Below are 26,897 nucleotides of genomic sequence, written 5' to 3' on the forward strand. Positions count from 1 at the left end.
CTTTTAGAAACTTTTATAAAAAAATAAAGCATATGTAAATTTACATATGCTTTACTAAAACTATTTGCCTATTTTATCTTCATAAACTTTTACTTTTAATTCTTCTTTCCATTTTTTCATAAACTCATCATATTTAGCTTGTTGCGCTTGACTCATTAAAGTCTTTTTGATTTCGTCTTTTACATCTTTAAATGGAGTAACTGTCTTTTTAGTGTTTATGTTATCAACCATTATTATGTGATAACCAAATTGAGTTTTAACAGGTCCTGATATTTCTCCATCTTTTTTAAGCTTTTTAACAGCATTCATAAAGTCTTGATCATAATCTTTTGAATCATATGGAATGTATCCTAATGAACCACCTTGTTCTTTAGTTCCATCTGTTCCATATTGTTTAGCTAAATCAGCGAATTTAGCTCCACCATCTAATTTTGATTTTATTTCTTTTGCTGCTTTTTCATCTTTAACTAAGATGTGATATACGTTAGCACCAGGTTGCATTTCGTACTCTGATTTGTGCTCATCATAGTATTTTTGAGCGTCTGCATCAGTTATTTTAACGTCTTTAACGATGTATTCCATAACTTTTCCAACTATTATTTGATCTTTTACGAAAGCTTTAAACGCATCCATATCTTTATAACCAGCTTTTTTAATTTCTGACTCTAAATTTTCTTTTGAACCATAAAGTTGTTCAAAGAATTTCATTCTGTCATCCATTTCTTTTTTCATTGTTTCTTCATTTGGAACTAAGTTTAATTTAGTTGCCTCTTGAAGCATAACAGCGCTATCTACTAAAGCTGTTAATTGGCTCTTCTCTTGTTTTATAACATTTTCCTTTATTTGATCATTTTTCATGTAGTCTTCACCGTATTGTTGCTTAAGTTGATCAAATGTAGGTTGCATAACTTTATCTAAGTCACCTCTAGTTATCGTTTTATCCCCTACAACAGCTAATTTTTCATTTTGTATAGCTTCTGGAGTTTTTTGGATCATATCACAACCAACAAAAGCGAATCCTGTTATTGCTAGTAATCCTAGAGCTATTATCTTTTTGATTTTTCCCACGTGCTCTCCCTCACTTCTCTTTTTATTTTCACAAATTTTGACTATTTTAAGTATATCAATATCTCTTTAACAATTCAATTAATTAAGATTAAGTATTTATTACTTTTACAAGCTCATCAAAAACTTCTTTAAAGAAGACTAAAACCTCTTCTTTTTTAATACTTTCTATTTTAAATTGAATTTCAGGATTATTTCCAAACTTAAGAAGGAAATTATTTTTGTATTTTTCTAAGATAATTTTGTAAGCTTTTTTATAATCTTTATCTCCCTCTTCAAATTTAAAGAATATTCCTTTAGGAGTTTCTTTGATTTCTTCTATATTTAGTGATTTTGCTTTACTCTTAATATAAGCTATATCCATTAAATTATACACAGTATCTGGAATATCTGAGTATCTATCTTCTAATTCATCTTTTATTTCCATATAGTCTGTTAAATTCTCTATAGCTGCAATCTTTTTATAAACTTCTATTTTTAAGTTTTCATCTAAGATGTAATCGCTTGGAATATAAGCATCCACCTTTAAGTCTACAGTAGTTTCAACTGGTTCTTTTGTTATCTCACCTTTTATAAGTTTTATAGTATCTTCAAGCATTCTACAATAAAGATCATAACCTATAGTTGCCATATGGCCATGCTGAGAAGAACCCATCATATTACCTGCACCTCTTATTTCTAAGTCACGCATAGCAATCTTAAACCCTGAACCAAGTTCTGTGAAATCTTTTAAAGCTTTAAGCCTTTTTTCTGCAACTTCTGTAAGAACTTTATCTTTAGTATAAAGTAAGTAGGCGTAAGCTATTCTGTTTGATCTTCCAACCCTACCTCTTAATTGATAAAGCTGAGATAATCCCATTTTGTCTGAGTCTGAGATTATAATAGTATTAACATTTGGCATATCTATACCTGTCTCTATTATAGTTGTACAAACTAGGACATCATATTCTCTATCCATAAAGTTTACCATCTCGTTTTCTAGCTGCCTCTCTGTCATTCTTCCATGTGCAAAAGTTACCCTAGCTTCTGGAACTAATTCTTTAATGTAATTTGCAGCACTTTCTATAGATTCTACTCTATTATAAACAAAGAATACTTGGCCTCCTCTATTCATCTCTCTTAAAATAGCATCTCTTATAAGTTGGTCATTTTGCTCTATAACATAAGTTTGTACAGGATATCTTTCTTCTGGCGGAGTTTCTATAACTGAAATATCACGAGCACCAGTAAGTGACATATGAAGAGTTCTTGGAATAGGCGTTGCACTTAAAGTTAAAACATCTATATTCTTTTTAAGTTCTTTTATTTTTTCTTTTTGCTTAACTCCAAACCTTTGCTCTTCGTCTATTATAAGAAGCCCTAAATCTTTAAAATTTATATCTTTTGTTACAAGCTTATGAGTACCTATCACAATATCAACATTTCCCTCTTTTGCTGCCTGAAGAGTAGCTTTTTGCTGTTTAGCTGTTCTAAATCTACTAATCATATCTATCTTAATTGGGAAATCTGAGAATCTCTTTACCATGTTTTTGAAGTGCTGCTCAGCTAAGATAGTTGTAGGAACTAAAAATGCTACCTGCTTCCCATCCATAACAGCTTTAAAAGCAGCTCTTACAGCTACTTCTGTCTTACCGTATCCAACGTCTCCACAAAGAAGCCTATCCATAACTTTTGTAGATTCCATATCTTCTTTTATTTCTTCTAAAGAAGTTAATTGATCCGGCGTTTCTTCGTGTGGGAACTCGTCTTCAAACTGCCTTTGCCACTCTGTGTCTTTTGAGAATTTATATCCCTTTATAGTTGACCTTGTAGCATAAAGCTTTACTAAATCTTCTGCTATCTCGTTTATAGATTTTTTTACTTTTATTTTGGCCTTTTGCCACTCTGTTCCCCCAAGCTTATTAACTTTTGGAGTTTTTCCTTCACTTCCTATATATTTTTGAACTAAGTCTAGTTGCTCAACAGGAACATATAATTTATCACCTTTTTGATAAACTATATCTAAATAGTCACGGGTATTACCCCCTACTTCTATTTGTTTTATTCCCTTATACACACCAACACCATGGTTAACGTGTACTACATAATCCCCTATTTTAAGTTCTGCAAAGGAGTTTATTTTTGAGACACCTTTTTTATTTCGGTTTCTCCTTTTAAGCTTTTTCTTAGCTTCTCCAAAAACTTCTTTATCTGATATTAGACATACTTTACTTTCTGGAAATTCAAAGCCTTTAGAAAGATTTCCAAAAGTAATTACAACTTCTCCAAATTGTATATCTTTAACATCATCTTTGTATGCACTTTCAATCCCTCTATCTCTTAAAGTTTCTACAAACCTTTCACCTCTAGTTCTTGTCCCCGAAAGTAAAAGCGTTTTATATCCACTTTCTTTTTTCCTTTTTATTTCGTCTATCAATATATCAAGTTGTCCTTGATAATTATGAAGCGTCATTTGAGTTATATTTACTATAGATAGAGGTTTTAAATGAGACCTCGTCTTTTTAAACACATCTAAAGTTAAAAGTCTTGAGTCTTCAAAATTATCTATAACTTTTTCTAAATCTAATAGTAAATTACCTTGAGATGGTAATATATTTCCTTTTTGAAGGAACATAGAATAATTTTCTCTAAATTCAATATAAGTGCTATCTAGTTTTCCTAAACATCTTTCTGTATCATCAATTATTACGTTATAACCTTTGAAATAATCAAAAAGAGTTTCTAATTCCTCATAGAAAAATGGTAAGTAAGAATCTATAGTTTCGAAGCTACCTGTAGTTTTTAAGCTTTCTATGTTAGCTAAAGTTATTTCTTCAAGTCTTGAATTTCTTTCTTTATCCTTACTTCCTTTTAAAGCTTCTGATAGCTCACCCTTGATTTTTTCTATGCCACTATCTATGTTTTCTTCTGTAAGTATAACTTCTTTTGCAGGAAATATATTTACTTCTTGAACTTTTTCTATACTTCTTTGAGACTCTACATTAAATGTTCTTATAGAGTCTATTTCATCACCAAAAAGCTCTACTCTATAAGGATAAGTTGCGTCAGCTGGATATATATCTAATATACCACCTCTTAAAGTGAACTCTCCCTTTCCTTCAACCATCTCTACTCTTTCATAACCACTTTCAACTAAGACTTTACTTATGTTATTAAAGTTAACCTCTTCGTTAATTCTTAATTTAAGCCTGCTGTTTTCGTAGTATTTTATAGGAGTATACATAGCTGCAAAAGCCTCTATAGATGTAACTATTATCTTTTTGCCTTTATTTAAAATTTCTTTTATAACTTTTAATCTAGCCCATCTTAAATCTCCTGAAATTGCATCTATATTGTAAAAAACAACTTCTTTTACTGGGAAATAATAAACGTCGTTTGTATAAAAACTAAGATCTTCATAAAGATTTTTAGCTTCCATATCATTATGCGTAACTACAACTAAAGGCTTATCTTCCTCTTCGTAGATAGCGTTAATTACGTAGCTTCTACCTGAGTCTGATAAACCATAAATAGCTTGCGGATACTTATTATTCCGTATATTCTCTTTTATTTCTCCAAATTCCCTACTATCTAGCAAGGGCTTATTTAACCCTTCCAATCTCATTTCTTATACACCATCCTTAAACAGTTTTATTTGCACTAAACCCATTAAAATCGTTCATAGCTTTTTTTGAATCTTCTTTTATAACACATTCTGTAGCCTTTGAAGTAGCTTCTAAGCTCTCTTCTAAGACTTCTAACTCTTCTTTAGAAAAAGTTCCAAGCACGTGATTTACTAAATCACCTTTAGGTTGTCCTACCCCTACTTTAATTCTTGGGAACTCGTTAGTTCCTAGGTGATTTATTATGCTTTTAATTCCGTTATGACCACCTGCACTACCCTTTTCTCTTATTCTAAGTTTTCCTATATCTAAGCTTATGTCATCGTAGATAACTAATATGTCTTCATTAGTTAATTTATAAAAATCAACCACTTCTCTAACAGACTCACCGCTTAAATTCATAAATGTAGTTGGCTTTAAAAGGATAACTTTTTCACTTCCTATAAACCCTTCACCATACTCACCTTTAAATTTTGCCCTATTTACGTCTATATTATACTTTTTTGCTATATTATCTATAGCTTCAAATCCAATATTATGTCTTGTATTTTTATATTTGCTACCAGGATTACCTAGTCCTACTATTAAAAACATAAAACTTCTCCTCTTCTTAAATATAATTTGTTATCTTATATTTTTATCCTAAATTTTTATAATATACTTCTTTATATTATACTAATTTTTAACAATAATAAAGAGACTTTTAAAAAAGTCTCTTTACTACATTTTCATATCTATTTCTATTTCTTTTCCGTCTCTAAGTATCTTGCATTTTACTTTGTCACCAGGTTTTATCTTATCAAGTGTATTTTTAAACTTATCTATAGTATTAACAGCTGTACCATTTATACTAACTATTATGTCAGTCGGCTTTATGCCAGCCTCATATCCTATACCATTTTCACTTAAATTAGTTACATAAAATCCGGCTCCAGTTTGAAGTTCAGCACCTTTTAATCCAAGTTTATTTGAAGTTTCTATTATAGAGTCTATACTTTCTTTAATAGCATCTACACCTATAGAGAAGTATAAATTTTGATCGTTTAATTCCTTAGTAGCAATTCTGCTATTTAAACCTATAAACTCTCCTTTACTATTACATAAAGGACCTCCATAATTTTCTCCATTCATAACTGCATTAGTTTGAATAACTGAATAGTATTCACCATCTATAGTAACTCTATGGTTTCTTGAAGTTACTATACCAGGTGTTATTAATCCTACATAATTATCTCCTGTAGAATTCCCTAGCGCAAAAACTAATTGCCCTTCTTTTACATCGTTTATATCTGCAAATTTAATAGGAATTAATTCTGCATGAGTTATTTTTACAAGAGCTAAGTCTGTTTCTTCGTTGTGTCCTAAAAGAGTTGCCTTTATAGGTTTAACTCCCTTGTTTGGAAGTTTTACGTATATATCTTTGAAATCTTTTATACTAGAGTAATTAGTTAAAATTATTCCAGTAGAATCAATTATAACACCACTTGTATTATCTCTATTAATCTCACTCTTTTCTAATCCTTTTTCAGATTTACCGATTGAGACTATAGATGGACCAACTGCATTAATAACATCCTTGGCATCACTACTAGTTCCTTTGTAATTAAATAAATTTGATTTAACATTAGAACTATTACCTTGAGCTTCCATTTTTTTGAATATATATCTTGATGTAATTGCACCCGTTACTATCGATACACCTATTACAACTAATATAATTAAGATGATGTATTTGGTTAATGTTTGATTTTTATTAGTAATTTCTATCTTACCAATTCTATTTTCATTTTCTTTCATATCTTATCACCAATTTTTATATTTTACTTAATGTGAAAGTAAATTCTACACCATTATCTTTGTAGTTTTCAACCCAAATGTCCTCATTGTGTTCTGTCAAAATAAGTCTTACTATTGGTAACCCAAGTCCAGTACTTATCTTGTTAGTCCTAGATTCATCAACCTTATAGAATCTATCCCAAATCTTAACTCGTTGTTCTTGATTTAGTGTTGGACCATCGTTATATATGCTTACGAATACTTTATCGCCTTTAGATTTAGTGTTTATTCTGATTTCTCCATTTTCGTGTCCATACTTAAGCGCATTATCTAAAAGATTTGTAATTACTTGCGTAATCCTATCCATATCTCCCATTACGTATTGGTGCGCGTTTTCTAATGTAACGTTAACGTGAATTCCTTTTTTTCTAATTGTACCTTCAAACTTAGCAAGGCATTGTCTTATAAGAACGCTTATATCAAGTTCTTGCATATTAAGTTTTATCTTACCTGTTTCCATAGCTGATAGATCTAATAAATCATTTATAAGTCTTGATAGTCTATCTGTTTCATCATAAACAATTTTTAGATAATAACCCTCTTTATCTTTAGGGATTACTCCATCTAATATACCTGAAATAAATCCTTTAATAGAAGTTATAGGCGAACGCAATTCATGTGAAACATTTGATATAAAGGCTCTTCTGTTTGAGTCTATTTGCCTTAAAGATTCAGCCATTATATTAAATGATTCTGCAAGTTCTCCAATTTCATCATTAGATATTATTTCGAGTCTTGAATCAACATCCCCACTTGCAAGCTTCCTAGCTGCTGTAGTTATCTTTGTTAGTGGCATAGTTAACTTTCGTTTACCATATGAATAAACAATTATTGATCCTATTATAATAGCAATCACTGCAGTTATCCAAATAACTTCGTTTACTTTAAATATTTCACTATTTATGCTATCCATTGAGGTAGTCATAACTATAGTTCCACTAAAGTATTTACCATTAAAAATAGGCTTCATAAATACATATCCTTTTCCCGAATCATCAGCTTTTTGACTGTAAGATATACTTTGACCTTTTTTTAGTAAATCCATTTGTTCTTTACTTATTCCAAGGTGTGAATATGTATATTTTTCATCTTTTTCATTTGATACTGCATAGACGTATCCCATATTATCTGTAATGAATATATCTGCATCAACAGCACTCCCTACGAAATCAATAACGTTATTAAGAGTTGTTAAGTTAGAACTTTTATCTAATGTCAAATAAGATATCGCCGCATTTTCTATTATTAAACTTTGTTTATCTAATTCACTTTTCTTTTGGTTAAAATAGTACTGCTTAAACCAAAAAGATAGAGTTCCTGCAACTAATATAGTGCTAGCTGCTAAAATCAAGGTAAAAGTTAGTATTAGTTTATAAACTAAACTATTCTTCTTCATCCTATTTCACCTCGAATTTATATCCTACTCCCCAAACTGTTTCTATTTGCCATGTATCTCCTGAATGTAATTTTTCTCTAAGTCTCTTGACATGTACGTCTACAGTTCTTGAGTCGCCTGGGTAATCGTACCCCCAAACTTCACATAAAAGTTGTTCTCTTGTAAATACTCTATTCTTATTGCAAGCTAAGTAGTAAAGTAGTTCAAATTCTTTAGGTGGCATTTTAACTTCATTGTTTTTATAAATTACCTTGTATGAATTTGCATCGATTGTTAGATCGTTGTATTGAATTACTTCTTTGTTTGTGTTGTCTGCTGTATATCTTCTCATAACAGCTTTCACTCTAGCTAATAGTTCTTTTGGTTCAAATGGTTTAACTATATAATCATCTGCACCAAGTTCTAAAGCTAAAACCTTATCAAAAGTATCACCTTTTGCTGTTAACATTATTACAGGTGTTGTTCCTTCTTTTCTTATCCATTTTAAAACATCTATTCCATCGATGTTTGGAATCATAACGTCAAGTAAAACTATATCTGGTTTATATTCTAAGAATATATCCTCAGCTTCCTTTCCGTTGTTTGCAATTTTTGTATCATAACCTGCACTTTTAACATACATGTTTATGACTTCACAAATATTTTCATCATCGTCTACTATTAAAACTTTTCCTAATACGCCCTCCATATTAGCACCTCCATATATTTTAAATATAATATTTTAAAAACTTATATTTTTGTTTAACTATCCATTATAAATTTATCATTAATTAAGTATCATTAGTATAGTTTTATCTAATAAGTTACAAATTATTAACCATATATATGAAATTATTTAAATTTATAAAATTAGGCTGCACCATACATAAAAAATTATGTAGTGTGCAGCCTCTAAAATAAAATAGCCTTATTTTTGCATTTCGAATAATTTACTTATTGGTTTGTCATCATATATTCTTTGAATTGCTTCAGCAAATAATGGTGCTACTGAAAGTGATGTGAATAATTCAGTATTTGTTCCTTCTGGTAATTTTATAGTATTAAGCATTACTAATTTCTCTATTGCAGAATCAGTAATTCTTTCAAATGCTGGTCCTGATAATACACCGTGTGTACAACACGCATATACTTTAGTTGCTCCTAATTCTTTAAGAGCATTTGCAGCATTTGCTATAGTTCCAGCTGTATCTATCATATCATCTATTAAGATACATCTCTTACCTTCAACGTCCCCAATTATATTCATTATTTCTGATACATTTGCTTTTGGTCTTCTTTTATCGATTATTGCTATAGGTGCATGTAAGTAATCTGCGAACTTTCTTGCTCTAGTTACACTTCCTAAATCTGGTGATACAACAACTACATCTTCTTTATCATCTAAATCCATTTCGTTTACGAAATATTCAGCAAGGATTGGTGACCCTACTAAGTGATCTACTGGTATATTGAAGTATCCTTGAATTTGTGCAGCATGTAAATCCATAGTAAGAACTCTGTCTGCTCCTGCTGTAGTTAAAAGGTCAGCAACTAACTTAGCTGTTATTGGATCTCTTGACTTAGCTTTTCTGTCTTGTCTTGCATATCCATAGTATGGCATAACTGCTGTTATTCTACCTGCTGATGCTCTTTTAAATGCATCTATCATTATTAATAGTTCCATTAAGTTGTTGTTAACTGGAGAACAAGTTGATTGAACTATAAATACGTCAGCACCTCTTACAGTTTCTCCGATATTTATTGCTATTTCCCCATCACTGAAAGTTCCTACTTGAGCCTTACCTATTTCTAATCCCAATATTTTTGCTATTTCCTCTGCTAATTCTGGGTGTGAATTACCTGTGAATATTTTGATATTCTTTCCATGATTAATCATAATCTATGAAGACCTCCTCAATATTTTAGCTATTATTAGTTTATATAATAAAATTTATTATTTCATTAGTCCTTTTTTAGAAACCCATCCTTTGATGTTTCTTTGCTTAGCTCTTGCTACAGCTAAAGCACCTTCTTCTACTTCTGATGTTATAGTTGAACCTGCTGCTATATAAGTATTATCGTTAACTTTTACTGGAGACACTAAGTTTGTGTTACATCCTATGAAACTATGATCACCTATTATTGTTTTGTGTTTTTTAGTTCCATCGTAATTTACTATTACTGTTCCACAACCAAAGTTACATTCTTTTCCTACTTCTGCATCACCAATATAAGTTAAGTGTGATACCTTAGTTCCATCTCCTATAGATGATTTTTTAACTTCAACGAAGTCACCAATCTTAACTTTTTCACCTATAGTACTTTCTGGTCTTATATAAGCAAATGGACCAACAGTAGTATTTTTTCCTACTTTACTTTCAAGTATTACTGATGACTCAACATTTACATTATCTTCTATAACGCTGTCTTTTATTCTTGAGTTTGGCATAATTGTGCAAAACTCTCCGATTTTAGTATTACCTTCTAATACAACGTTTGGATAGATTATTGTATCTTTTGCTATTTCTACATCAGCACCTATATATGTTGATTTTGGATCTATTAAAGTTACCCCATTTTCTAAATGTGATAAGTTTATTCTTTTTCTTAAAATTTCTTCTGCTTCAGCAAGTTGAACTCTTGAGTTTACTCCTATAGTATCTTCGTAATCTGTAACAACTGCCCCAACTTTTTTACCTTCTGATTTGAATATTCCAATAACGTCTGTTAAGTAATATTCTCCTTGTTCGTTGTTGTTTGATAGTTTATCTAAAGCTTCTATAAGCTCTTCTATATCAAAGCAATACATTGCTGCGTTCATTTCATTTACTAATAATTCTTCTTCGCTGCAATCTTTATGCTCAACAATTTTAAGTACAAAACCATCTTCATCTCTTATGATTCTTCCGTATCCTGTAGGGTCTTCAACCATTGCACTTAAAAGCGTTGCTGAATTATTATTTTCTTCGTGTTCTTTTATAAGTTCTAAAACAGTACTTTCTTTAGTTAATGGAGCATCCCCTGCAAAAACTATAACTGTTCCTTTTTTACCTTTTAGGAAATCAATAGCACACTTAGCTGCGTGTCCTGTTCCTAATTGTTCATTTTGTAGTGAATAAGAAACATTTCTGCTTTCTGTTCCTTTTTTAACTAACTCAGCACCTTTTCCTATAATTACATTAACATCTTCGATGTTAGCTTTTCTCATATTATCTATTACGTGGTTCACCATTTCTTTTCCGCAAACTTTGTGTAATACCTTAGGTAAATCTGATTTAATTCTCTTCCCTTGTCCTGCCGCAAGTATTAATGCGCATTTATACATTTTACCACCTCTATTATGACGAATATTTACATAATAGTATATATTATTTGATTTAGTGTATACACCATTATAATCATATACCTTTATAATTATATTTCAAACATCTCAGTATTTCAACCTCGCAAACTAGGCTTTAATCAATTTTTCCTTACTATTTATAAGAGTTTAATCAAAAATATTCGCTTTTTTGTACAAAACAAAAAAATAAAAGGGTATTACTACCCTTTTATCACTGATTTAATCTTCACTTACTTCATTTTCTTCTTGTAATGCTTCTTCATATGCTTTTAGTATCGCTTTTTGAATAGTCTCTCTAGCGTCTGTGTTTATAGGATGTGCTATATCCTTAAACTCTCCATCGGGTGTCTTTCTACTTGGCATAGCGATAAATAGTCCGTTCTGCCCCTCGATTACTTTAATGTCGTGTACAACAAATTGCTCATCAAAAGTTACAGAAACGATTGCTTTCATTTTTCCATCCGTAGTTATCTTTCTTATTCTTACGTCTGTTATTTGCATTTAACTACACCTCCAGTTGCCTTGATGGTATTATAATTCTCCATTTATTGGTTAAATCCTCTTTTTTCCTTGGAAAATTTATAATATTTCTAAAAAAAACTAGAAAATTTTATTTTTCAAACATTTTTGAAGGTTTTACGTCTAATATAGTTGATCCATTAACTGCATGAAGATCAACTATAGATACGTAGTTTAATATTTTCTTTTCTACATCTTTATTGTCAACTAAAACTCCGATTCCTGTAAGTTCACTGTCGAATTCTTTTAATAAATCTTTTATTCCAAGTGCAGTTCCTCCACCTTTCATAAAGTCATCAATAAATATACATTTTGAATTACTCTTCATTGATTTTTTTGAAAGTGACATTTGTTGAAGTCTTCCACTAGTACCTGATACGTAGTTTATAGACATCGTAGGACCTTCTGTAACTTGTGCATCTCTTCTTGCTATAACTAATTGAACTCCTAGATTTCTTGCTACTTCATAAGCTAAAGGAATACCCTTAGTTTCAACTGTTATAACGTAATCTACTTCTGTTGATTTAAATAAAGATGAAAGAATAGTTCCAGCTCTACTTATAATTTCAGGATTACACATAACATCTGTCATATAAATTATGTTTCCAGGTATCACTCTGCTATCATCGTTTAAAAGGTTACATAATTCTAAAGCGAATTCTTTCCCTTTATCTATTCCGATTTGAGGAATATATTTAATTCCTCCAGCTGCACCAGATATAGTTTCTATTCTACCCATCTGGAGTTTTTCTAGCACTTCTCTAACTATAACTATGTCTTCACTTATAGTTGATTTTGCTGCATTTAGCATTTCTGAAAATCTATTTAATCCAATTATCTTATTTGGATTTTCCATTAAAACTTTTGTAATAACTACTACTCTATTATTTCTACTTAACTTTTCCATTATAATCACCCACATTTTCAATAAATACGAAATATATGATAAAAATCATACCTCAATATTCATATTTTATTCTATATCATTTCCTCTTGCAATATATTTTAAACTTATATCTATAAATATTTTCATTAAAGATGTAAATTTAGTATTTAATTCAAATTTAATAAATTATTATTCGTTTTCTGTGTTCAAATTATTAATTTTGTATATAATTATAAATGAACTAAGAAAAGGGGTTGATTTCATGTCATTCGATTTTTTAAATGATAAAAACAAAAAAGTTCATTTTATTGGTATTGGCGGTATAAGCATGAGCGGTCTTGCTGCTGTACTATTAAACAATGGTTTTAAAGTATCTGGTTCAGATTCTAAAGAATCTGCTATAACAAACAACTTAAAAGATAAAGGTGCTGAAATATATATAGGACATAATAGTGATAATCTTAAAGATGTAGATTTAGTTGTTTATACAGCTGCTATCCCATCTGATAATCCTGAGATTGTTAAAGCTAAAGAAGATAGTATCACTTTAATGGATAGAGCTGAATTTTTAGGTTTAATTATGAAAGGACATAAATACAACGTAGCGGTTGCTGGTACTCACGGAAAAACTACTTGTACTTCTATGATCACTAACATAACTCTTGAGGCTGATTTAGATCCTACTATTCTTGTAGGTGGAGAATTAGATGTTATAGGAGGAAACTATAGAATAGGTCAAAGCGAATACTTCGTAACTGAGGCTTGTGAATATAAGGAATCTTTCCTTAAATTCTTCCCATACGTTGGAATAATACTAAATATAGATGCTGACCACCTAGATTACTATAGAGATTTAGACCACATAACTGAAACTTTTAAAAAATTCTCAAAACTTATACCAAAAGACGGATACCTTATAGGATATAACGAAGATCCTAACGTAAAAGATATCTTAAATCACGCAGATTGTAACACCATAAGCTACGGTTTTGATGATAATTCTGATGTATGGGCTAAAAATATTTCATACAACAACAAAGGATGTGCTACATTTACTGTAGTTCGTGGCTCAGAAGAACTATTTGAAGTTACTCTTGAAATGCCAGGAACTCATAACATCTTAAACGCACTTTCAACTATTTCTGTAGGATTAATATTTGATATATCTTACGAAAAAATAGCTGAAGGTTTAAAAGAATGCAAGGGTGCGCACAAAAGATTTGAATATAAAGGTGAAAGAAATGGAATCACTGTTATAGATGATTACGCTCACCACCCAGTTGAGATTAAAGCAACTCTTAATACTGCAAAAAAAATACCTCACGGTAAAACTTATTGCGTATTCCAACCTCACACTTACACAAGAACTAAGACTTTATTTAATGAATTCACAGAAGCCTTCTTTGACTGTGATGAGTTAATCCTTATGGATATTTACGCAGCTAGAGAAAAAGATACAGGTCTTGTTTCTTCAGATGAACTTGGTGAGGCTATAAGAGAAAAAGGTGTTAAATGCACTAATGTTCACTCTCATAAAGAAGCAGTTGAATATTTAAACAAAAAATTGAACAAAAACGACATGCTTCTTACAGTAGGTGCTGGAGATGTAGTTATCGTTGGAGAAACGTTTTTACAAGACTAAAACCCTTTCTCCTTTTACAATTTTGTAAATTTAAGTAATTAATTTAAGTTAAAAAAATAGAAAATACAAATACTGTTTAAGTATTTGTATTTTCTATTTTAAAATGAATACGAATTCAAAAACTCTATCTACTACATTTTTTCATTAATATAGTATACTACTTAAGCTTTCTATTACATTTTAAGTACTTTATCTTTACATAATCCTTTATAAAAGCAGCTGTCTCTCTCAAACAAAGTTTTATATCAAATCTCTCTCTACTACCTACAACACTGACTTTAAGCCCTAGTTCCTTGCTAATAAACTTAACCCTTGCTATATGAAATCTATTAGTACACACAATTAAACGTTTACTTTTATTTTTATTTAATATCTCCCTAGTAAATAAAAGGTTCTCGAATGTGTTCATAGACCTTTTTTCTAAATATATATCACTCTTTTTTACTAAACTTTTTAAAAGTTCTTCTTCCATCCAAATATATTCAGGAATAGATCCTCTCCCCCTACCTGTTGCTACTATTGACTTTACCTTATCTTTCCTATATAAATTAATAGCTAAATCTAACCTTCTTTTGATACTTTCACTCTTTATCTTACATCCTAAAACTATTGCAACTTCGCTAGGTTCTGATTCCTCTCCCTTTTGAGTAGAAATCCATATTAATATAGCAAATAAAATTAACAATATAATACAAAAAATTTTTATCACTAAAAAAATCATACTTTTATATCCAAAACTTGCTATTTATTATACTATTATATAGCGTACACTATTTATTAGTTCTTTAATTTCCAAAATTTCTCGAAACATTTTTTTGTAAATCTATTTAATTTTTTTCAATTATAACTTATAATAAGAACGAACAAAATTAGTTCTTCTACAATATTCTGCATATTTTTATATGAAAATATATAAATTATAAATAAGTCTTTTATATTTTTTGCAATGCAGAAAACGTTTAAATATTTTTTGTTATAAATGTTTTGAATATTTATTCTAAACATTTATCTTTATGTTCGTTTGTAATAATTTTTAACATACAAAAAAATATAATACACAAAGGAGAAGGAAAATTGGACAGATTTATTGGATTAATAGGTATAGCTGTTATCATTGGTATAGCAGTATTATTTTCAACAAACAGAAAAAAAATCAACTGGCGTCTAGTTATTACTGGTCTTATAATACAAACTATTTTTGGACTTTTAATCATAAACGTACCTGCTGGTAGAGATTTTTTCAATTACATTAGCACTTTTATAACTAAATTATTAGATTTTACAGCTGAGGGTACTCGTTTCTTATTCGGTAACCTTTTAGATGAAAACACTTTTGGAATGATCTTTGCATTAAAAGTACTTCCAACTATCATCTTCTTCTCAGCTTTAATGGGAATTCTTTATTATTTAGGAATCATGCAAGCTGTAGTTAAAGTTATAGCTAAATTTATTTGTAAATTACTAGGAACTTCAGGTGCTGAAACTTTAAGCGCCGTAGGTAACATATTCTTAGGTCAAACTGAAGCACCACTTCTAGTTAAACCTTATATAAAAGAAATGACTCAATCTGAGCTTATGGCTATCATGGTTGGTGGTATGGCTACAGTTGCTGGTGGAGTTATGGCAGGATACGTAGCAATGGGTATTGATGCTGGTAACTTACTTGCAGCAAGTATTATGGCTGCACCTGCTGGATTAGTTTTAGCTAAGATTTTAGTTCCTGAAACTGAAGAACCAGTTACTAAAGATATATCAAACATCACAGTTGAGCAAACTGCTTCAAATGTAGTTGAAGCTGCTGCAAACGGTGCTAGTGAAGGTTTAGGATTAGCCCTTAACGTTGGAGCTATGCTTCTTGCATTCGTTGCTCTTATCGCTTGCCTTAACTGGATACTTGCTTCAATCGGTGGATTATTCGGAGCTCCTTGGTTAACATTCCAATGGATAATGGGTAAATTATTCTCACCACTTGCATTCGTAATGGGTGTTCCTACTGTAGATATCTCTGCAGCTGGTAACTTATTAGGTCAAAAAGTAATGATAAACGAATTCGTTGCATATGCTGAATTATCAAAACAAATGGCAGCAAATGTATTACAACCAAAAACTGTATTAATATTAACTTATGCACTTTGCGGATTCGCTAACATCAGTTCTGTTGCTATCCAAATCGGTGGAATTGGATCATTAGCACCAGAAAAGAAATCAATTATCGCTAAATTAGGATTTAAAGCCTTATTAGGTGGTGCACTTGCTACTTGTTTAACAGGTACAATTGCCGGAGTCCTATTCTCAATATAAATAACTTAAATTTTTAACAACACATACAAGAAAAAGCATTCGGGCCTCCCGAATGCTTTTTACTTTATTTTAAGTTTAAAGTTATATCCTTACCTCCAAACTTTATACTAACTTCATCTTTAAAATCTTTTCCTTTTATATATCTATACTCAAACTTGTTTTTCTCTTTATTTTCATAATATACTTTACTATCACTATCCATTTCTTTATTACTTGATAGAACTTTTAATTCATTTTCACTTGTCCCATCTTTAATCTTCTCACCTCTTAATATCAGATGAGTTTCTGTGGAAACAACTTCATTTATTTTATAATTTGAAATTATCTTATCTACTCTTAAAACATCTGATTTATCAGAAACATTTTTAACTGTAGTTTTAAGTGAAAACTTTTTATCTCCAATATTTATATCTTGATCTAATTTAAAATCTTCACTTCCTATTCCAACATACTTACTTAATTTCTTATCATATATTTCACTATCTATATCTGACATCCAACCATCATTTAAATAAATAGATTTTATCCCAACCCTAGTATTCTTATCTACCTTTTCACTGTAGCCTCCTACAGCACTACACTCTCTATTTTCTCCATTTATCTTAAAGTCTGAATTTATATTTATATCTTCATCTTTGTTTAAGTTATCTTCATTATATTTAATTTCATACGAGAAACTCAAAGTAAATCCATCATAAACAACACTATTTATTTTAAAATCCCCGCCTTTAAAATAAAATTTTTGATTAACTAAAGTTGCATTACTACTGTATTTATCACTTCTACCAAATAAACTAAATATAAAATCCTTAGCATCTTCTCCAGTTGCATAGCTAACAACAGTAAAACTAGTTCCGCATAAAACCACTAACCCTAAAAGAGCTATTTTAAGGAACTTCCCTTCTTTTTTTATACTATTTCTTTTATTTAGATTATTTAATGTTTCATTTATCTTATCATCTATATTTTTAGGAATTTCATCACTTCCACCCTCTATTAATACCTTTATTCTATTATCAAAATCACTATTCATATACTACATAATCCTCCCCCATCAAATCTGCTAGTTTTTTCTTTCCCCTTAATAATTTAGTTCTAACAGTAGAATCTTTCAAATTCAAAATCTTAGCTATATCTTTTTGCTTCATATCCTCAAAATAATATAAAATTATTATCTCCTTTGTTTCTTTAGGCAATTTTTCTATAGCATCCTTTAAATCTAGATTTTCATAAGAATCGTCTGTACACTTATTTGATATTTCTTGTATTTCTTCTAAGCTTATAATATCTTTGCTCTTAATTAATATTTTTTTACATTCATTAATTAAGATTCTTATAAGCCAAGTTTTAAAATACTTTTCTTCCCTTAAATTTTCTATGTTTTCATAAGCATTTATTATAGTATTTTGTATGGCATCTTCTATATCACATTCTCTTTTTAACATACCTTTTGATACTTTATATAAATTAAGTTTATTTTCCTTTATTAATTTAGAAAATGAATCCTTATCTCCTTTTTTTGCTTTATAAACATCTGATTTAGGCTTAAACAAAGCTATTTTCAAATTTCAAGTCCCCCTTAAGCTTTAAATTAATTACGTAATTACATATTAGATAATTATTCAACGTAAAATGTTTCAAGCCTTTAAAAAAAGATAAAAAAAGATACCTAAAATTTTTAGATATCTTTTTTTAATTATTTAATTACTGTAAGTTCTTTAGTTACTTGATTTAACTTTTCACAGCCGTTTTTAGTTACTAAAACTAAATCTTCTATTCTAACTCCGATATTATCTTTTAAGTAAATACCAGGTTCTATTGAGAAAATCATTCCTTCTTTAACTTCGTTATGATTTATAGCACTAACATCTCCAGCGTCGTGACACTCTATCCCTATGCAGTGACCAGTTCTATGAGTAAAGTACTCTCCATAGCCTTCTTTTTCTATATAGCTTCTAGCTGCATTATCTATATCACTAAATTTAACTCCTGGTTTTATCATAGCTATAGCTCTTTCGTTAGCTTCTTTTACTATATTATAAACTTTAGCATGTTCTTTTGATGGTTCTTCTTTAAAGAATACTGTTCTTGTCATATCTGAGCAATAATCTTTATAAACTCCACCCATATCGATTACTATGCTATCTCCCTTTTTAAGAACTGTATCATCAGTTCCGTGATGCGGATCTGCACCATTTGGACAAAATGCAACTATAGGACTAAATGAGAATTTGTTCATTCCATTTTTAGCGTATAGCTCTTTTAAAAGGTCTGCATAATATCTTTCAGTTTTTCCTTCTTCAAGTCTTTCTAAAAGTTCTACCATAGTTTTATCATTTAATCTTGAAGCTTCTTTCATAAGCTTTATTTCTTCTTCATCTTTAACTCTTCTTAAATCGTCTATTATTGTAGATGAATTTACGTATCCACTTGCACTATTTATATCCATTAATCTTATTAAGAATTGTGCTGGCATAGTTTTATCTATTCCTAAAACTTCGTTTTTATCTACAAAGCTTGAAAGTAGTTTTATTGGATCTTCTGTATCAGTGTACCAAGCTAAATCTACTCCTAAATCTTCATTTATAGGGAAAAGTTTATTTATAATTAGTTTATGCTCTCCATTAGATTTAATAAGAAGCGCTATCATTCTCTCCCCTGGACTAAACCATTTTCCTGTTAAATAAAATAATGATGGAGGTGCTGAAACTACCATTTGCTTTAAGCCTTGTCTTTGCATCTCTTCAATTACATTAAAAATTCTGTTTACCTTCATTCTTTATCCCTCCGTTTATGTATATTTATCTTCTATTATACACTATTTAATAACTTTTATATCTCTCTTCTATTGTTGTATAATATAGTTATATTGAATTATGGAGGTCTTAACAATGAAAATCGCAGTTATTTCTGATATACACGGAAATCTATATGCACTAATGAAAGTATTAGAAGATATAGAAGACAATAAAGTAGATACAATCGTATGTCTTGGAGACCTAGTTGGGTACGGTCCTCATCCAAACGAAGTAGTTGCTATGATAAGAAGAAGAAAAATCCTTTGCATTAAAGGAAATTACGATGCAGCTGTTTGTGAAAATGAATTTAACTTTATAAGAGAAAATAATATTAATTCATTTACATTACCTTGGACTGTAGAAGAATTAAGAGCTGAAAACAGGCATTATCTTGATAACTTACCTACTTCACTTAATCTTAACTTTGATGGTAACAATATTTTATTTGTACACGGTAGCCCAAATAAAATAAATGAATATATGCTAAAAGACTCTGAAGAAACTGAAACTATTATGAAAGAACTTAATTATGATATTTTAGTTTCTGCACATACACACCTTCCTTGCGCTAAACAATTTGACAACAAATTATTTATAAATGACGGAAGCGTTGGTAAACCAAAAATCGGAAGACCAAACCCTACTTACGCTATATTAAATATAGACAAAGATAGTGGAACTTCTGTTAAAATCCATGAAGTCGAATATGAAGTAAAAAGAATAGTTAAAGATATGAAGATGTTAAACTTCCCTGAAAGGCTTATATCTTCATTTGAAACTGGAAATGAATAAAAAATATTCTGAGATGATTTTTATCATCTCAGAATATTTCATTCTATTAAATTACCTACTATCCTAGCGCTTTTAAGCTTTACTTTATCTTTATTGTTACAAGCCTTATATTCACTAGTAACATCTTTTCCAGGTTTTATATTACAATATATTCCTTCTTTAAATCCAGTAACACCAGTAACATCATAAACAGTTCCTTCTATAGCTATGTAAGCTAAGTTGTTTCCGACTCCATCAAACTTAGAAAGCTCCTCTATTGTAAATTCTTTTCTCATATAATCTACCAAACTATATTCTTCTAATATAATTTCTATATCATCCATTATATTTTTTATTTCATCTACTATTTCCTCTTTATTCTTTGTTCTTTCTAATAGCATTTTTTTAAGTTTATTTATTTGGATATTTTTTTTAATTAGAAGTTTTTCTAGTAACATTTTATCCCCCTAAGAAATATTAGTATATAAAATTAATATATGCTTACTATATTGCATTTGATAGAAAAGTATTGTAAAATCAATTTAATGTATTCAAATTTAAAAAACTTTGACGAGAAGAGTAGACTTAGGACGTAGTTCTTAGCGAGTGAGGGATGGTGAGAGCCTCATACGAAGCCTTTGATTGAAGAACATCTCTGAGTTTCTAACCGAAAGCTTTTAAAGCAAGTAGACTTAGACGGACCCAAACCGTTAATATTGGAGGGCATAACTTTTGTGCCTGTTAAAGCCGGCTGTTTATCAGCAATTTGGGTGGTACCGCGGATATATCCTTTCGTCCCTTATAGTTTAGGGAAACGATAGGATTTTTTTTATTGTCTAAAATCAAGAAAAAACAATTACTAGGAGGTAATATTAATGAACAAAGATAACGTATTAGTTAGATCTCTTTACAGAAACACAGCTGAATATTTAAACAAAGACGTAACTATAACTGGATGGATAAGAACTTTAAGAGCTTCAAACGCTTTTGGTTTTGTAGAAATCAATGATGGTTCTTTCTTTAAAAATATCCAAGTAGTATTTGGAAGCGAATTAGATAACTTTAAAGATGTTTCAAAGTTACCTATATGCTCATCTTTAAAAATAATAGGTACTTTAGTAGAAACTCCAAACGCTAAACAACCGTTTGAAATTCAAGCTAAAGAAATAGTAATAGAAGGTATGTCAGATTCAGACTACCCACTTCAAAAGAAAAGACACACTTTCGAGTATTTAAGAAGCATAGCTCACTTAAGACCTAGAAGTAATGCTTTCTCAGCAGTATTTAGAGTTAGATCAGTTGCAGCTTACGCTATACACAAGTTCTTCCAAGAACAAAACTTCGTATACACTCACACTCCAATCTTAACTGGTAGTGACTGTGAAGGTGCAGGAGAAATGTTTAGAGTAACTACTTTTGATTTACAAAACGTACCTACTACTGAAGAAGGAAAAATAGATTTCAAAGAAGATTTCTTCGGAAAAGAAACTAACCTTACAGTTTCAGGCCAATTAAACGGTGAAACTTTTGCTTTAGCATTTAGAAATATCTATACTTTCGGACCAACATTTAGAGCTGAAAATTCAAACACAGCAAGACATGCTGCTGAATTCTGGATGGTTGAGCCTGAAATATCATTTGCAGACTTAAATGATAACATGGAACTTGCTGAAAAAATGCTAACATATGTTATTAAATATGTTATGAATGAATGTCCAGAAGAAATTCAATTCTTCAACCAATTTATAGATAAAGGTTTAGTAGAAAGATTAAACCACGTAGTAAACTCAAACTTTGCAAGAGTTACTTACACAGATGCTGTAGAAATACTTAAATCTTGCGATAAGAAATTTGATTACCCTGTTGAGTGGGGAATTGACTTACAAACTGAACACGAAAGATATTTAACTGAAGAACACTTCAAGTGTCCAGTATTTGTAACTGATTATCCAAAAGATATAAAAGCATTCTACATGAGAATGAACGAAGATAACAAAACAGTTGCTGCTATGGACCTTTTAGTTCCTGGAATCGGTGAAATCATAGGAGGAAGCCAAAGGGAAGAAAGACTTGATGTTTTAAAAGCAAGAATGGCTGAACTTAACTTAAATGAAGAGGACTACTGGTGGTATTTAGAGCTTAGAAAATACGGTGAAACTAAGCACTCAGGATATGGATTAGGATTCGAAAGATTAATAATGTATATAACTGGTATGTCAAATATCAGAGACGTAATCCCATTCCCAAGAACTACAGGTCAATCAGACTTCTAATAAAAAAGCCACTGAATTTTCAGTGGCTTTTATTTTTAAATTTATTATTCCATTCTAATCTTAATTTGTCATAATTTTAATTATTATGGAACATATTGACTATAGTGTACATCTTGTATTACTATATGTTATGATACGATAATTAAATCTTTAACAAAACCAATCACACGTTATTTAAATGTTTACATTTAGTTAACATATTAAGATTTATTATCTTGTTATTTTAAAAATGAATATAGTTATGGGGGGTTCTTTATGAACGCAAAAAACGATACTAAAAAAATCATGTGGTATAGTCTTGCACTTATGGCCTTCTCTGCTGTTTGGGGATTTGGAAACGTTGTTAACGGATTCTCTGAATTCGGAGGACTTAAAGCGATTGTATCATGGATACTAATTTTCGCAGTATATTTCGTTCCTTACGCTTTAATGGTTGGGGAACTTGGTTCTGCATTTAAAGATTTAGGTGGTGGGGTTAGTTCTTGGATTAACGAAACTATAGGACCTAAACTTGCTTATTATGCTGGTTGGACTTACTTTGTTGTACACTTACCTTACATATCACAAAAACCTCAAGGTGCAGTTATTGCAGCTTCTTGGGCGATATTCCAAGATGGTTCAATAAGTAATCTAAATCCATTATTATTACAAGCTCTTTGCTTAGTAATATTCTTATTTGGACTTTGGTTTGCATCAAAGGGAATTAAAGCATTAAAGAACATAACAACTATAGCTGGTACATCAATGTTTATAATGTCAATTCTTTTCATATTATTAATGATTGCAGCACCAGCTATAACAAATGCACCTCTTCTAAAAATAGATTGGTCATTTGATACATTCATGCCTACTTTCGACGTTAAATACTTTACTAGTTTATCTATATTAGTATTTGCTGTTGGTGGTTGTGAAAAGATTTCACCTTACGTAAATAAGATGAAAGATCCTTCTAAAGGTTTCCCAAAAGGTATGATAGCACTTGCTATAATGGTTGCTGTTTGTGCTATACTTGGAACTATTTCTTTAGGAATGATGTTTGATTCAAATAATGTTCCAAAAGACTTATTAACAAACGGTGCTTACTACGCATTCCAAAGACTTGGTGAATACTACGGAATAGGTAATACTTTCGTTGTTATCTACGCTATAACAAATGTTATAGGACAAGTATCAACTCTTATCCTTTCAATAGATGCACCATTACGTATACTTTTAGATAGTGCAGATAGTGAATATATACCAGAAAAATTACTTGTTCAAAATGAACATGGTTCTTTCATTAATGGTAATAAACTAATCGGGGTAATTGTTGCTATTTTAATAATAATACCTGCTTTTGGTATAGGTGATGTTGATGCTATTGTAAAATGGTTAATAAAACTTAATGCTGTTTGCATGCCACTTAGATACCTTTGGGTGTTCGTAGCTTATATAGCATTAAAAAAAGCTGGAGACAAATTCCACGCAGAATATAGATTCACTAAAAGCAAAATATTTGGTATTATCCTAGGTGCATGGTGCTTTGGATTCACTGCATTTGCATGTATAGGTGGAATGTATTCAGAAAACACATTCCAATTAGTATTAAATATAATAACTCCTTTCGTTTTAGTTGGGTTAGGATTAATCTTACCTAGAATAGCCTCAAAAGAAAGAAGAGCTAAAGGAATTTCTTAAAATAAAAAGATGCTTCGCAAATATGTTTTGCGAAGCATCTTTTTTAATTTTATCTATTAGCTCTTCCTTTTGCTAATTCGTAAATAGTATTAACTGGAACTCCAGTACCACCTTTTCCTTTATAAGTTACAGGTTTATCAGTCCAAGCTGTTCCTGCTATATCCATATGAACCCAAGGAGTTTCTTCTGCAAATTCTCCAACAAACAATCCTGCTGTTATTGTTCCTGCATATCTTCCTCCTATGTTTTTAAGGTCTGCTATATCTGATTTTATTAATTCTTTATACTCTTCAAAAGCTGGTAACTTCCAAGCTCTTTCCCCTGTATATTCTGAAACACTAACTACTTCACTGCATAAATCATCGTTGTTTGTTACAAGTGCTGTAGTAGTTTCTCCTAGTGCTACAAGTGCTGCCCCTGTTAAAGTTGCAAGTTCAACAATTTCAGTTACCTTTTCTTCTGTTTTAATATAAGTCATAGCATCTGCTAAAGTTAATCTTCCTTCTGCATCTGTATTTAATACTTCTATTGTTTTTCCAGCCATACTTCCTATGATATCTCCTGCTTTATAAGCATTTCCATCTATCATGTTTTCACAAGCTGCAACTACACCTATAACATTTATTTTTAAATCTCTCTTTGCTATAGAAGTCATTGCACCTATAACTGCAGCTGCACCACCCATATCTGATTTCATAGTTGCCATACTATCAGTTGGTTTTAATGAATATCCGCCTGAGTCAAAAGTAAGACCTTTACCTACTAATCCTAATCTTTTCTTTTTATTTTCATTATCACCAAAGTATCTCATTACAATTAATTTTGGTTCGTTAGTTGACCCTTTAGCTACACTTAAGAATGCTTCCATTCCTAACTCTTCAATCTTTTCTTGACCTAGAACTTCAACTTCAAATCCAAATGTTTCTCCAAGTTCTTGAACTTTAAATCCTAAAACTTCAGGATACATTTCGTTTGCTGGTTCGTTTACTAAATCTCTTGCGATAACTACACCATTTGCTATATCTATTCCCTCTTCAATAGAGTCTTTAACATCCTCTTCTTCTATATCACTAACATTACATCCTGTAAATGAAATAAATACGTCTTTTTTATCTTCTTTTTTACTTTTGTACTTATCAAAAGTATAATCTGTAAGTTCTAAAGCTATAGTCATAGCTTTAAGAATTTCATTTGTTTCAATTGCATCTGTTCTTATCATTCTTACAGCTATATCTGTATCTTTAAGTTCTTTTAGCTTTTTATAAGCTTTTGATATATTTACTTTTATTTTTTCTAAATTTATTTCTTCTTCTTTTCCAAGACCAATTAAAACTATATCTTGAATAACTCCATCTATTTCACGAGTAAAGTTATACATTTCACCTAACTTACCGTTAAACTTATCAGTCTTTTTTAAGTGTTCTATCATTTTTTTAAGTTCTTCATGTTTCATAATAATTTTGTCTTCAAAAAATGGCATTATAACACCTGAAGTTTCTCTACATGATTTTGTTTTAAATCCAAATTCCATAATCCTAAACACCTCTCTATTTCATATATTCTTCAAATAAAACAACTTTCCCTGATTCTAAGCTCTTTTTAACATCAATTATTCTTTGATTTTTAGAACCTCTAAACCTTAAGCCATCTCCCATGTTGTCTATTTCAAACTTCCCATCAACAAGAGCATCTAAGTTATATAATAAATCTTTAAATCCTTCTCTTTTATCTAAATTATCCATTATATATTCGAAAGTATATCCAGTAAATGACCAAACGTCTTTTCCGTTTTCTCTAAACTTTTTAGCCATATATGCAAAATCTTCTGCTCTTTCAAAAGGATCTCCACCGCTAAAAGTAACTCCTTTAATCATAGGATTATCTAATACATCTTTTATTAGTTCATCCATATCTTTTAAAGAACCACCTTCAAAGTTATGAGTATCTGGATTAAAGCATCCTTCACAATTATGATTGCATCCTTGTGAAAAGAACACCCTTCTCATACCTGGTCCGTTTACTAAACTTTCATATGCAATTCCTGCAAGTCTTATTTTCTTACTCATTATGCTCCTCCTGATTTTTAATTATTATATCATACTAATTTAGTCGGTTATATACATTTATATATCATTTAACCTTTTTAACATAAAAATTTAATTATTTACTATATTTTTTTCTTACCCTAAAGTAATTAATTCCTGATAAAATTGTTAACCCTAACCATATAAAAACTACCATTCTAAATAGATTTGAACCACTTTTTAATAAACTATAATCTAAGTACTCAAAAATTATTAAAGAGATAAGATATATTATAAAAGTTTTTAATGATTCTTTTTTCATTTGTCCCTCTATCTCAGACAAATCTTCAAAACTGTTCTTTAAATCTTTTCCAAGAATACTTCTTTCAAATAATAAACCTCTTCTATAATAAACAGTCCAAGTCTCATCATCTATAACACTTCTGTTTAATACTAAGTATTTCATTATACGAGGCTTTCCTTTTATAAAATAAAACATTCCTAAATTTACTTTATATAAATTAAGTCCCCTAAGTTCCATTTCGCTAAGCCAGTCTTCTGTACCTACAGTATCTATTAAAAATAAAGGCCTAAATACCTTTATTAAAATGTTTTTATACTCTAATTCTCTTTCCTCAAACGGAGTCAGTTTTGCTCCGCAATACCCTGCCCCTTTTTCCATAAAATCTCCCCTTAAATATATCTATATTTATCTAAAACATAACACTCTTACTCTTTAAGTGTCAATTTATAATCCATAATAAAAAGCCTATCAAATTTAAAAT

Annotated in this window: 23 protein-coding genes and 1 other annotated feature; of the genes, 5 read left to right on the plus strand and 18 right to left on the minus strand. The window is 30.1% G+C overall.

Features of this window, described 5'->3' with window-relative positions:
- Window positions 1–60: 60 nt before the first annotated feature.
- From INR60_RS12840 to purR, 10 genes are all read right to left on the minus strand, one after another.
- Window positions 61–1,068: a peptidylprolyl isomerase gene (locus tag INR60_RS12840; protein ID WP_194191906.1), complete on the minus strand. Its 1,008-nt coding sequence runs from the start codon at window positions 1,066–1,068 to the stop codon at window positions 61–63.
- A gap of 88 nt (window positions 1,069–1,156) precedes the next feature.
- Window positions 1,157–4,669: a transcription-repair coupling factor gene (gene mfd, locus INR60_RS12845; RefSeq protein WP_194191907.1), complete on the minus strand. Its 3,513-nt coding sequence runs from the start codon at window positions 4,667–4,669 to the stop codon at window positions 1,157–1,159.
- Window positions 4,670–4,685: 16 nt separating this feature from the next.
- Window positions 4,686–5,261, minus strand: coding sequence for an aminoacyl-tRNA hydrolase (gene pth, locus INR60_RS12850; RefSeq protein WP_194191908.1), 576 nt, complete (start codon window positions 5,259–5,261; stop codon window positions 4,686–4,688).
- 126 nt (window positions 5,262–5,387) lie between these two features.
- Window positions 5,388–6,464 (minus strand): S1C family serine protease, encoded by a 1,077-nt coding sequence (locus tag INR60_RS12855; protein ID WP_194191909.1) that lies wholly within the window; start codon window positions 6,462–6,464, stop codon window positions 5,388–5,390.
- A 16-nt stretch (window positions 6,465–6,480) separates the two neighbouring features.
- Window positions 6,481–7,899: a sensor histidine kinase gene (locus INR60_RS12860; protein WP_194191910.1), complete on the minus strand. Its 1,419-nt coding sequence runs from the start codon at window positions 7,897–7,899 to the stop codon at window positions 6,481–6,483.
- Between the two features lies 1 nt (window position 7,900).
- Window positions 7,901–8,587, minus strand: a complete 687-nt coding sequence (locus tag INR60_RS12865) for a response regulator transcription factor (RefSeq protein ID WP_194191911.1) — start codon at window positions 8,585–8,587, stop codon at window positions 7,901–7,903.
- Window positions 8,588–8,806: 219 nt separating this feature from the next.
- The gene (locus INR60_RS12870; protein ID WP_194191912.1) at window positions 8,807–9,775 is read right to left on the minus strand and encodes a ribose-phosphate diphosphokinase; all 969 of its coding nucleotides are present in this window, start codon (window positions 9,773–9,775) and stop codon (window positions 8,807–8,809) included.
- Between the two features lie 57 nt (window positions 9,776–9,832).
- A complete protein-coding gene (glmU, locus tag INR60_RS12875) occupies window positions 9,833–11,203 on the minus strand; it encodes a bifunctional UDP-N-acetylglucosamine diphosphorylase/glucosamine-1-phosphate N-acetyltransferase GlmU (RefSeq protein ID WP_194191913.1) in 1,371 nt (456 codons plus the stop codon).
- A gap of 237 nt (window positions 11,204–11,440) precedes the next feature.
- A complete protein-coding gene (spoVG, locus tag INR60_RS12880; protein WP_194191914.1) occupies window positions 11,441–11,722 on the minus strand; it encodes a septation regulator SpoVG in 282 nt (93 codons plus the stop codon).
- A gap of 109 nt (window positions 11,723–11,831) precedes the next feature.
- Entirely contained in the window at window positions 11,832–12,647 is an 816-nt protein-coding gene (purR, locus tag INR60_RS12885; protein WP_194191915.1) for a pur operon repressor, read from the minus strand.
- Window positions 12,648–12,888: 241 nt separating this feature from the next.
- Here purR and murC point away from each other — a divergent pair, with 241 nt between their 5' ends.
- A complete protein-coding gene (murC, locus tag INR60_RS12890) occupies window positions 12,889–14,268 on the plus strand; it encodes a UDP-N-acetylmuramate--L-alanine ligase (RefSeq protein WP_194191916.1) in 1,380 nt (459 codons plus the stop codon).
- Between the two features lie 157 nt (window positions 14,269–14,425).
- On the opposite strand, the gene INR60_RS12895 is transcribed toward murC, so the two are convergent.
- The gene (locus tag INR60_RS12895; protein ID WP_194191917.1) at window positions 14,426–14,953 is read right to left on the minus strand and encodes a YdcF family protein; all 528 of its coding nucleotides are present in this window, start codon (window positions 14,951–14,953) and stop codon (window positions 14,426–14,428) included.
- 389 nt (window positions 14,954–15,342) lie between these two features.
- Between INR60_RS12895 and INR60_RS12900 the strand changes: the two genes are divergently transcribed.
- A complete protein-coding gene (locus INR60_RS12900; protein ID WP_194191918.1) occupies window positions 15,343–16,569 on the plus strand; it encodes a NupC/NupG family nucleoside CNT transporter in 1,227 nt (408 codons plus the stop codon).
- 64 nt (window positions 16,570–16,633) lie between these two features.
- Here the strand turns inward: INR60_RS12900 and INR60_RS12905 are convergent, their stop codons facing one another.
- From INR60_RS12905 to INR60_RS12915, 3 genes are all read right to left on the minus strand, one after another.
- Window positions 16,634–17,602 carry a DUF4179 domain-containing protein gene (locus tag INR60_RS12905; protein ID WP_194191919.1) on the minus strand — a complete coding sequence of 323 codons (969 nt, stop codon included), beginning with the start codon at window positions 17,600–17,602 and terminating at the stop codon, window positions 16,634–16,636.
- Window positions 17,595–18,134, minus strand: coding sequence for a sigma-70 family RNA polymerase sigma factor (locus INR60_RS12910; protein ID WP_194191920.1), 540 nt, complete (start codon window positions 18,132–18,134; stop codon window positions 17,595–17,597). The genes INR60_RS12905 and INR60_RS12910 overlap by 8 nt, the downstream gene beginning before the upstream one ends.
- 131 nt (window positions 18,135–18,265) lie before the next feature.
- On the minus strand, window positions 18,266–19,345 hold the full coding sequence (locus tag INR60_RS12915; RefSeq protein WP_194191921.1) for a M24 family metallopeptidase: 1,080 nt from the start codon (window positions 19,343–19,345) through the stop codon (window positions 18,266–18,268).
- A gap of 100 nt (window positions 19,346–19,445) precedes the next feature.
- Here INR60_RS12915 and INR60_RS12920 point away from each other — a divergent pair, with 100 nt between their 5' ends.
- Entirely contained in the window at window positions 19,446–20,159 is a 714-nt protein-coding gene (locus INR60_RS12920; protein WP_274380447.1) for a metallophosphoesterase family protein, read from the plus strand.
- Between the two features lie 38 nt (window positions 20,160–20,197).
- Here the strand turns inward: INR60_RS12920 and INR60_RS12925 are convergent, their stop codons facing one another.
- Window positions 20,198–20,596, minus strand: coding sequence for a cytochrome b5 domain-containing protein (locus INR60_RS12925; RefSeq protein ID WP_194191923.1), 399 nt, complete (start codon window positions 20,594–20,596; stop codon window positions 20,198–20,200).
- Between the two features lie 100 nt (window positions 20,597–20,696).
- Window positions 20,697–20,941 (plus strand) — a binding site (T-box leader).
- Between the two features lie 72 nt (window positions 20,942–21,013).
- Here INR60_RS12925 and asnS point away from each other — a divergent pair.
- Together asnS and INR60_RS12935 are read left to right on the plus strand one after the other, a co-directional pair.
- Window positions 21,014–22,411, plus strand: a complete 1,398-nt coding sequence (gene asnS / locus INR60_RS12930) for an asparagine--tRNA ligase (protein WP_194191924.1) — start codon at window positions 21,014–21,016, stop codon at window positions 22,409–22,411.
- A gap of 255 nt (window positions 22,412–22,666) precedes the next feature.
- The gene (locus tag INR60_RS12935; RefSeq protein ID WP_194191925.1) at window positions 22,667–24,088 is read left to right on the plus strand and encodes an amino acid permease; all 1,422 of its coding nucleotides are present in this window, start codon (window positions 22,667–22,669) and stop codon (window positions 24,086–24,088) included.
- 49 nt (window positions 24,089–24,137) lie between these two features.
- Here INR60_RS12935 and INR60_RS12940 read toward each other — a convergent pair whose 3' ends face one another.
- The 3 genes from INR60_RS12940 to INR60_RS12950 all read right to left on the minus strand — a co-directional run bounded on the left by INR60_RS12940 (window position 24,138) and on the right by INR60_RS12950 (window position 26,794).
- Window positions 24,138–25,622, minus strand: coding sequence for a leucyl aminopeptidase (locus INR60_RS12940; protein WP_420797494.1), 1,485 nt, complete (start codon window positions 25,620–25,622; stop codon window positions 24,138–24,140).
- A 13-nt stretch (window positions 25,623–25,635) separates the two neighbouring features.
- Entirely contained in the window at window positions 25,636–26,154 is a 519-nt protein-coding gene (gene nrdG / locus INR60_RS12945; protein ID WP_194191927.1) for an anaerobic ribonucleoside-triphosphate reductase activating protein, read from the minus strand.
- A 94-nt stretch (window positions 26,155–26,248) separates the two neighbouring features.
- Window positions 26,249–26,794, minus strand: coding sequence for a DUF2812 domain-containing protein (locus INR60_RS12950; protein ID WP_194191928.1), 546 nt, complete (start codon window positions 26,792–26,794; stop codon window positions 26,249–26,251).
- Between the last annotated feature and the right edge of the window lie 103 nt (window positions 26,795–26,897).

It is taken from the genome of Clostridium chrysemydis, assembly GCF_015234215.1.
In the GTDB taxonomy this organism is placed as follows: domain Bacteria; phylum Bacillota; class Clostridia; order Clostridiales; family Clostridiaceae; genus Clostridium; species Clostridium chrysemydis.

Coding starts and splice junctions, on each gene's coding strand:
- nrdG (WP_194191927.1), bottom strand. CDS start 26,154: ATGAGTAAGAAAATAAGACTTGCAGGAATTGCATATGAAAGTTTAGTA.
- pth (WP_194191908.1), bottom strand. CDS start 5,261: ATGTTTTTAATAGTAGGACTAGGTAATCCTGGTAGCAAATATAAAAAT.
- INR60_RS12865 (WP_194191911.1), bottom strand. CDS start 8,587: ATGGAGGGCGTATTAGGAAAAGTTTTAATAGTAGACGATGATGAAAAT.
- asnS (WP_194191924.1), top strand. CDS start 21,014: ATGAACAAAGATAACGTATTAGTTAGATCTCTTTACAGAAACACAGCT.
- INR60_RS12925 (WP_194191923.1), bottom strand. CDS start 20,596: ATGTTACTAGAAAAACTTCTAATTAAAAAAAATATCCAAATAAATAAA.
- INR60_RS12905 (WP_194191919.1), bottom strand. CDS start 17,602: ATGAATAGTGATTTTGATAATAGAATAAAGGTATTAATAGAGGGTGGA.
- glmU (WP_194191913.1), bottom strand. CDS start 11,203: ATGTATAAATGCGCATTAATACTTGCGGCAGGACAAGGGAAGAGAATT.
- murC (WP_194191916.1), top strand. CDS start 12,889: ATGTCATTCGATTTTTTAAATGATAAAAACAAAAAAGTTCATTTTATT.
- INR60_RS12950 (WP_194191928.1), bottom strand. CDS start 26,794: ATGGAAAAAGGGGCAGGGTATTGCGGAGCAAAACTGACTCCGTTTGAG.
- mfd (WP_194191907.1), bottom strand. CDS start 4,669: ATGAGATTGGAAGGGTTAAATAAGCCCTTGCTAGATAGTAGGGAATTT.
- INR60_RS12860 (WP_194191910.1), bottom strand. CDS start 7,899: ATGAAGAAGAATAGTTTAGTTTATAAACTAATACTAACTTTTACCTTG.
- purR (WP_194191915.1), bottom strand. CDS start 12,647: ATGGAAAAGTTAAGTAGAAATAATAGAGTAGTAGTTATTACAAAAGTT.
- spoVG (WP_194191914.1), bottom strand. CDS start 11,722: ATGCAAATAACAGACGTAAGAATAAGAAAGATAACTACGGATGGAAAA.
- INR60_RS12920 (WP_274380447.1), top strand. CDS start 19,446: ATGGAGGTCTTAACAATGAAAATCGCAGTTATTTCTGATATACACGGA.
- INR60_RS12935 (WP_194191925.1), top strand. CDS start 22,667: ATGAACGCAAAAAACGATACTAAAAAAATCATGTGGTATAGTCTTGCA.
- INR60_RS12870 (WP_194191912.1), bottom strand. CDS start 9,775: ATGATTAATCATGGAAAGAATATCAAAATATTCACAGGTAATTCACAC.
- INR60_RS12915 (WP_194191921.1), bottom strand. CDS start 19,345: ATGAAGGTAAACAGAATTTTTAATGTAATTGAAGAGATGCAAAGACAA.
- INR60_RS12855 (WP_194191909.1), bottom strand. CDS start 6,464: ATGAAAGAAAATGAAAATAGAATTGGTAAGATAGAAATTACTAATAAA.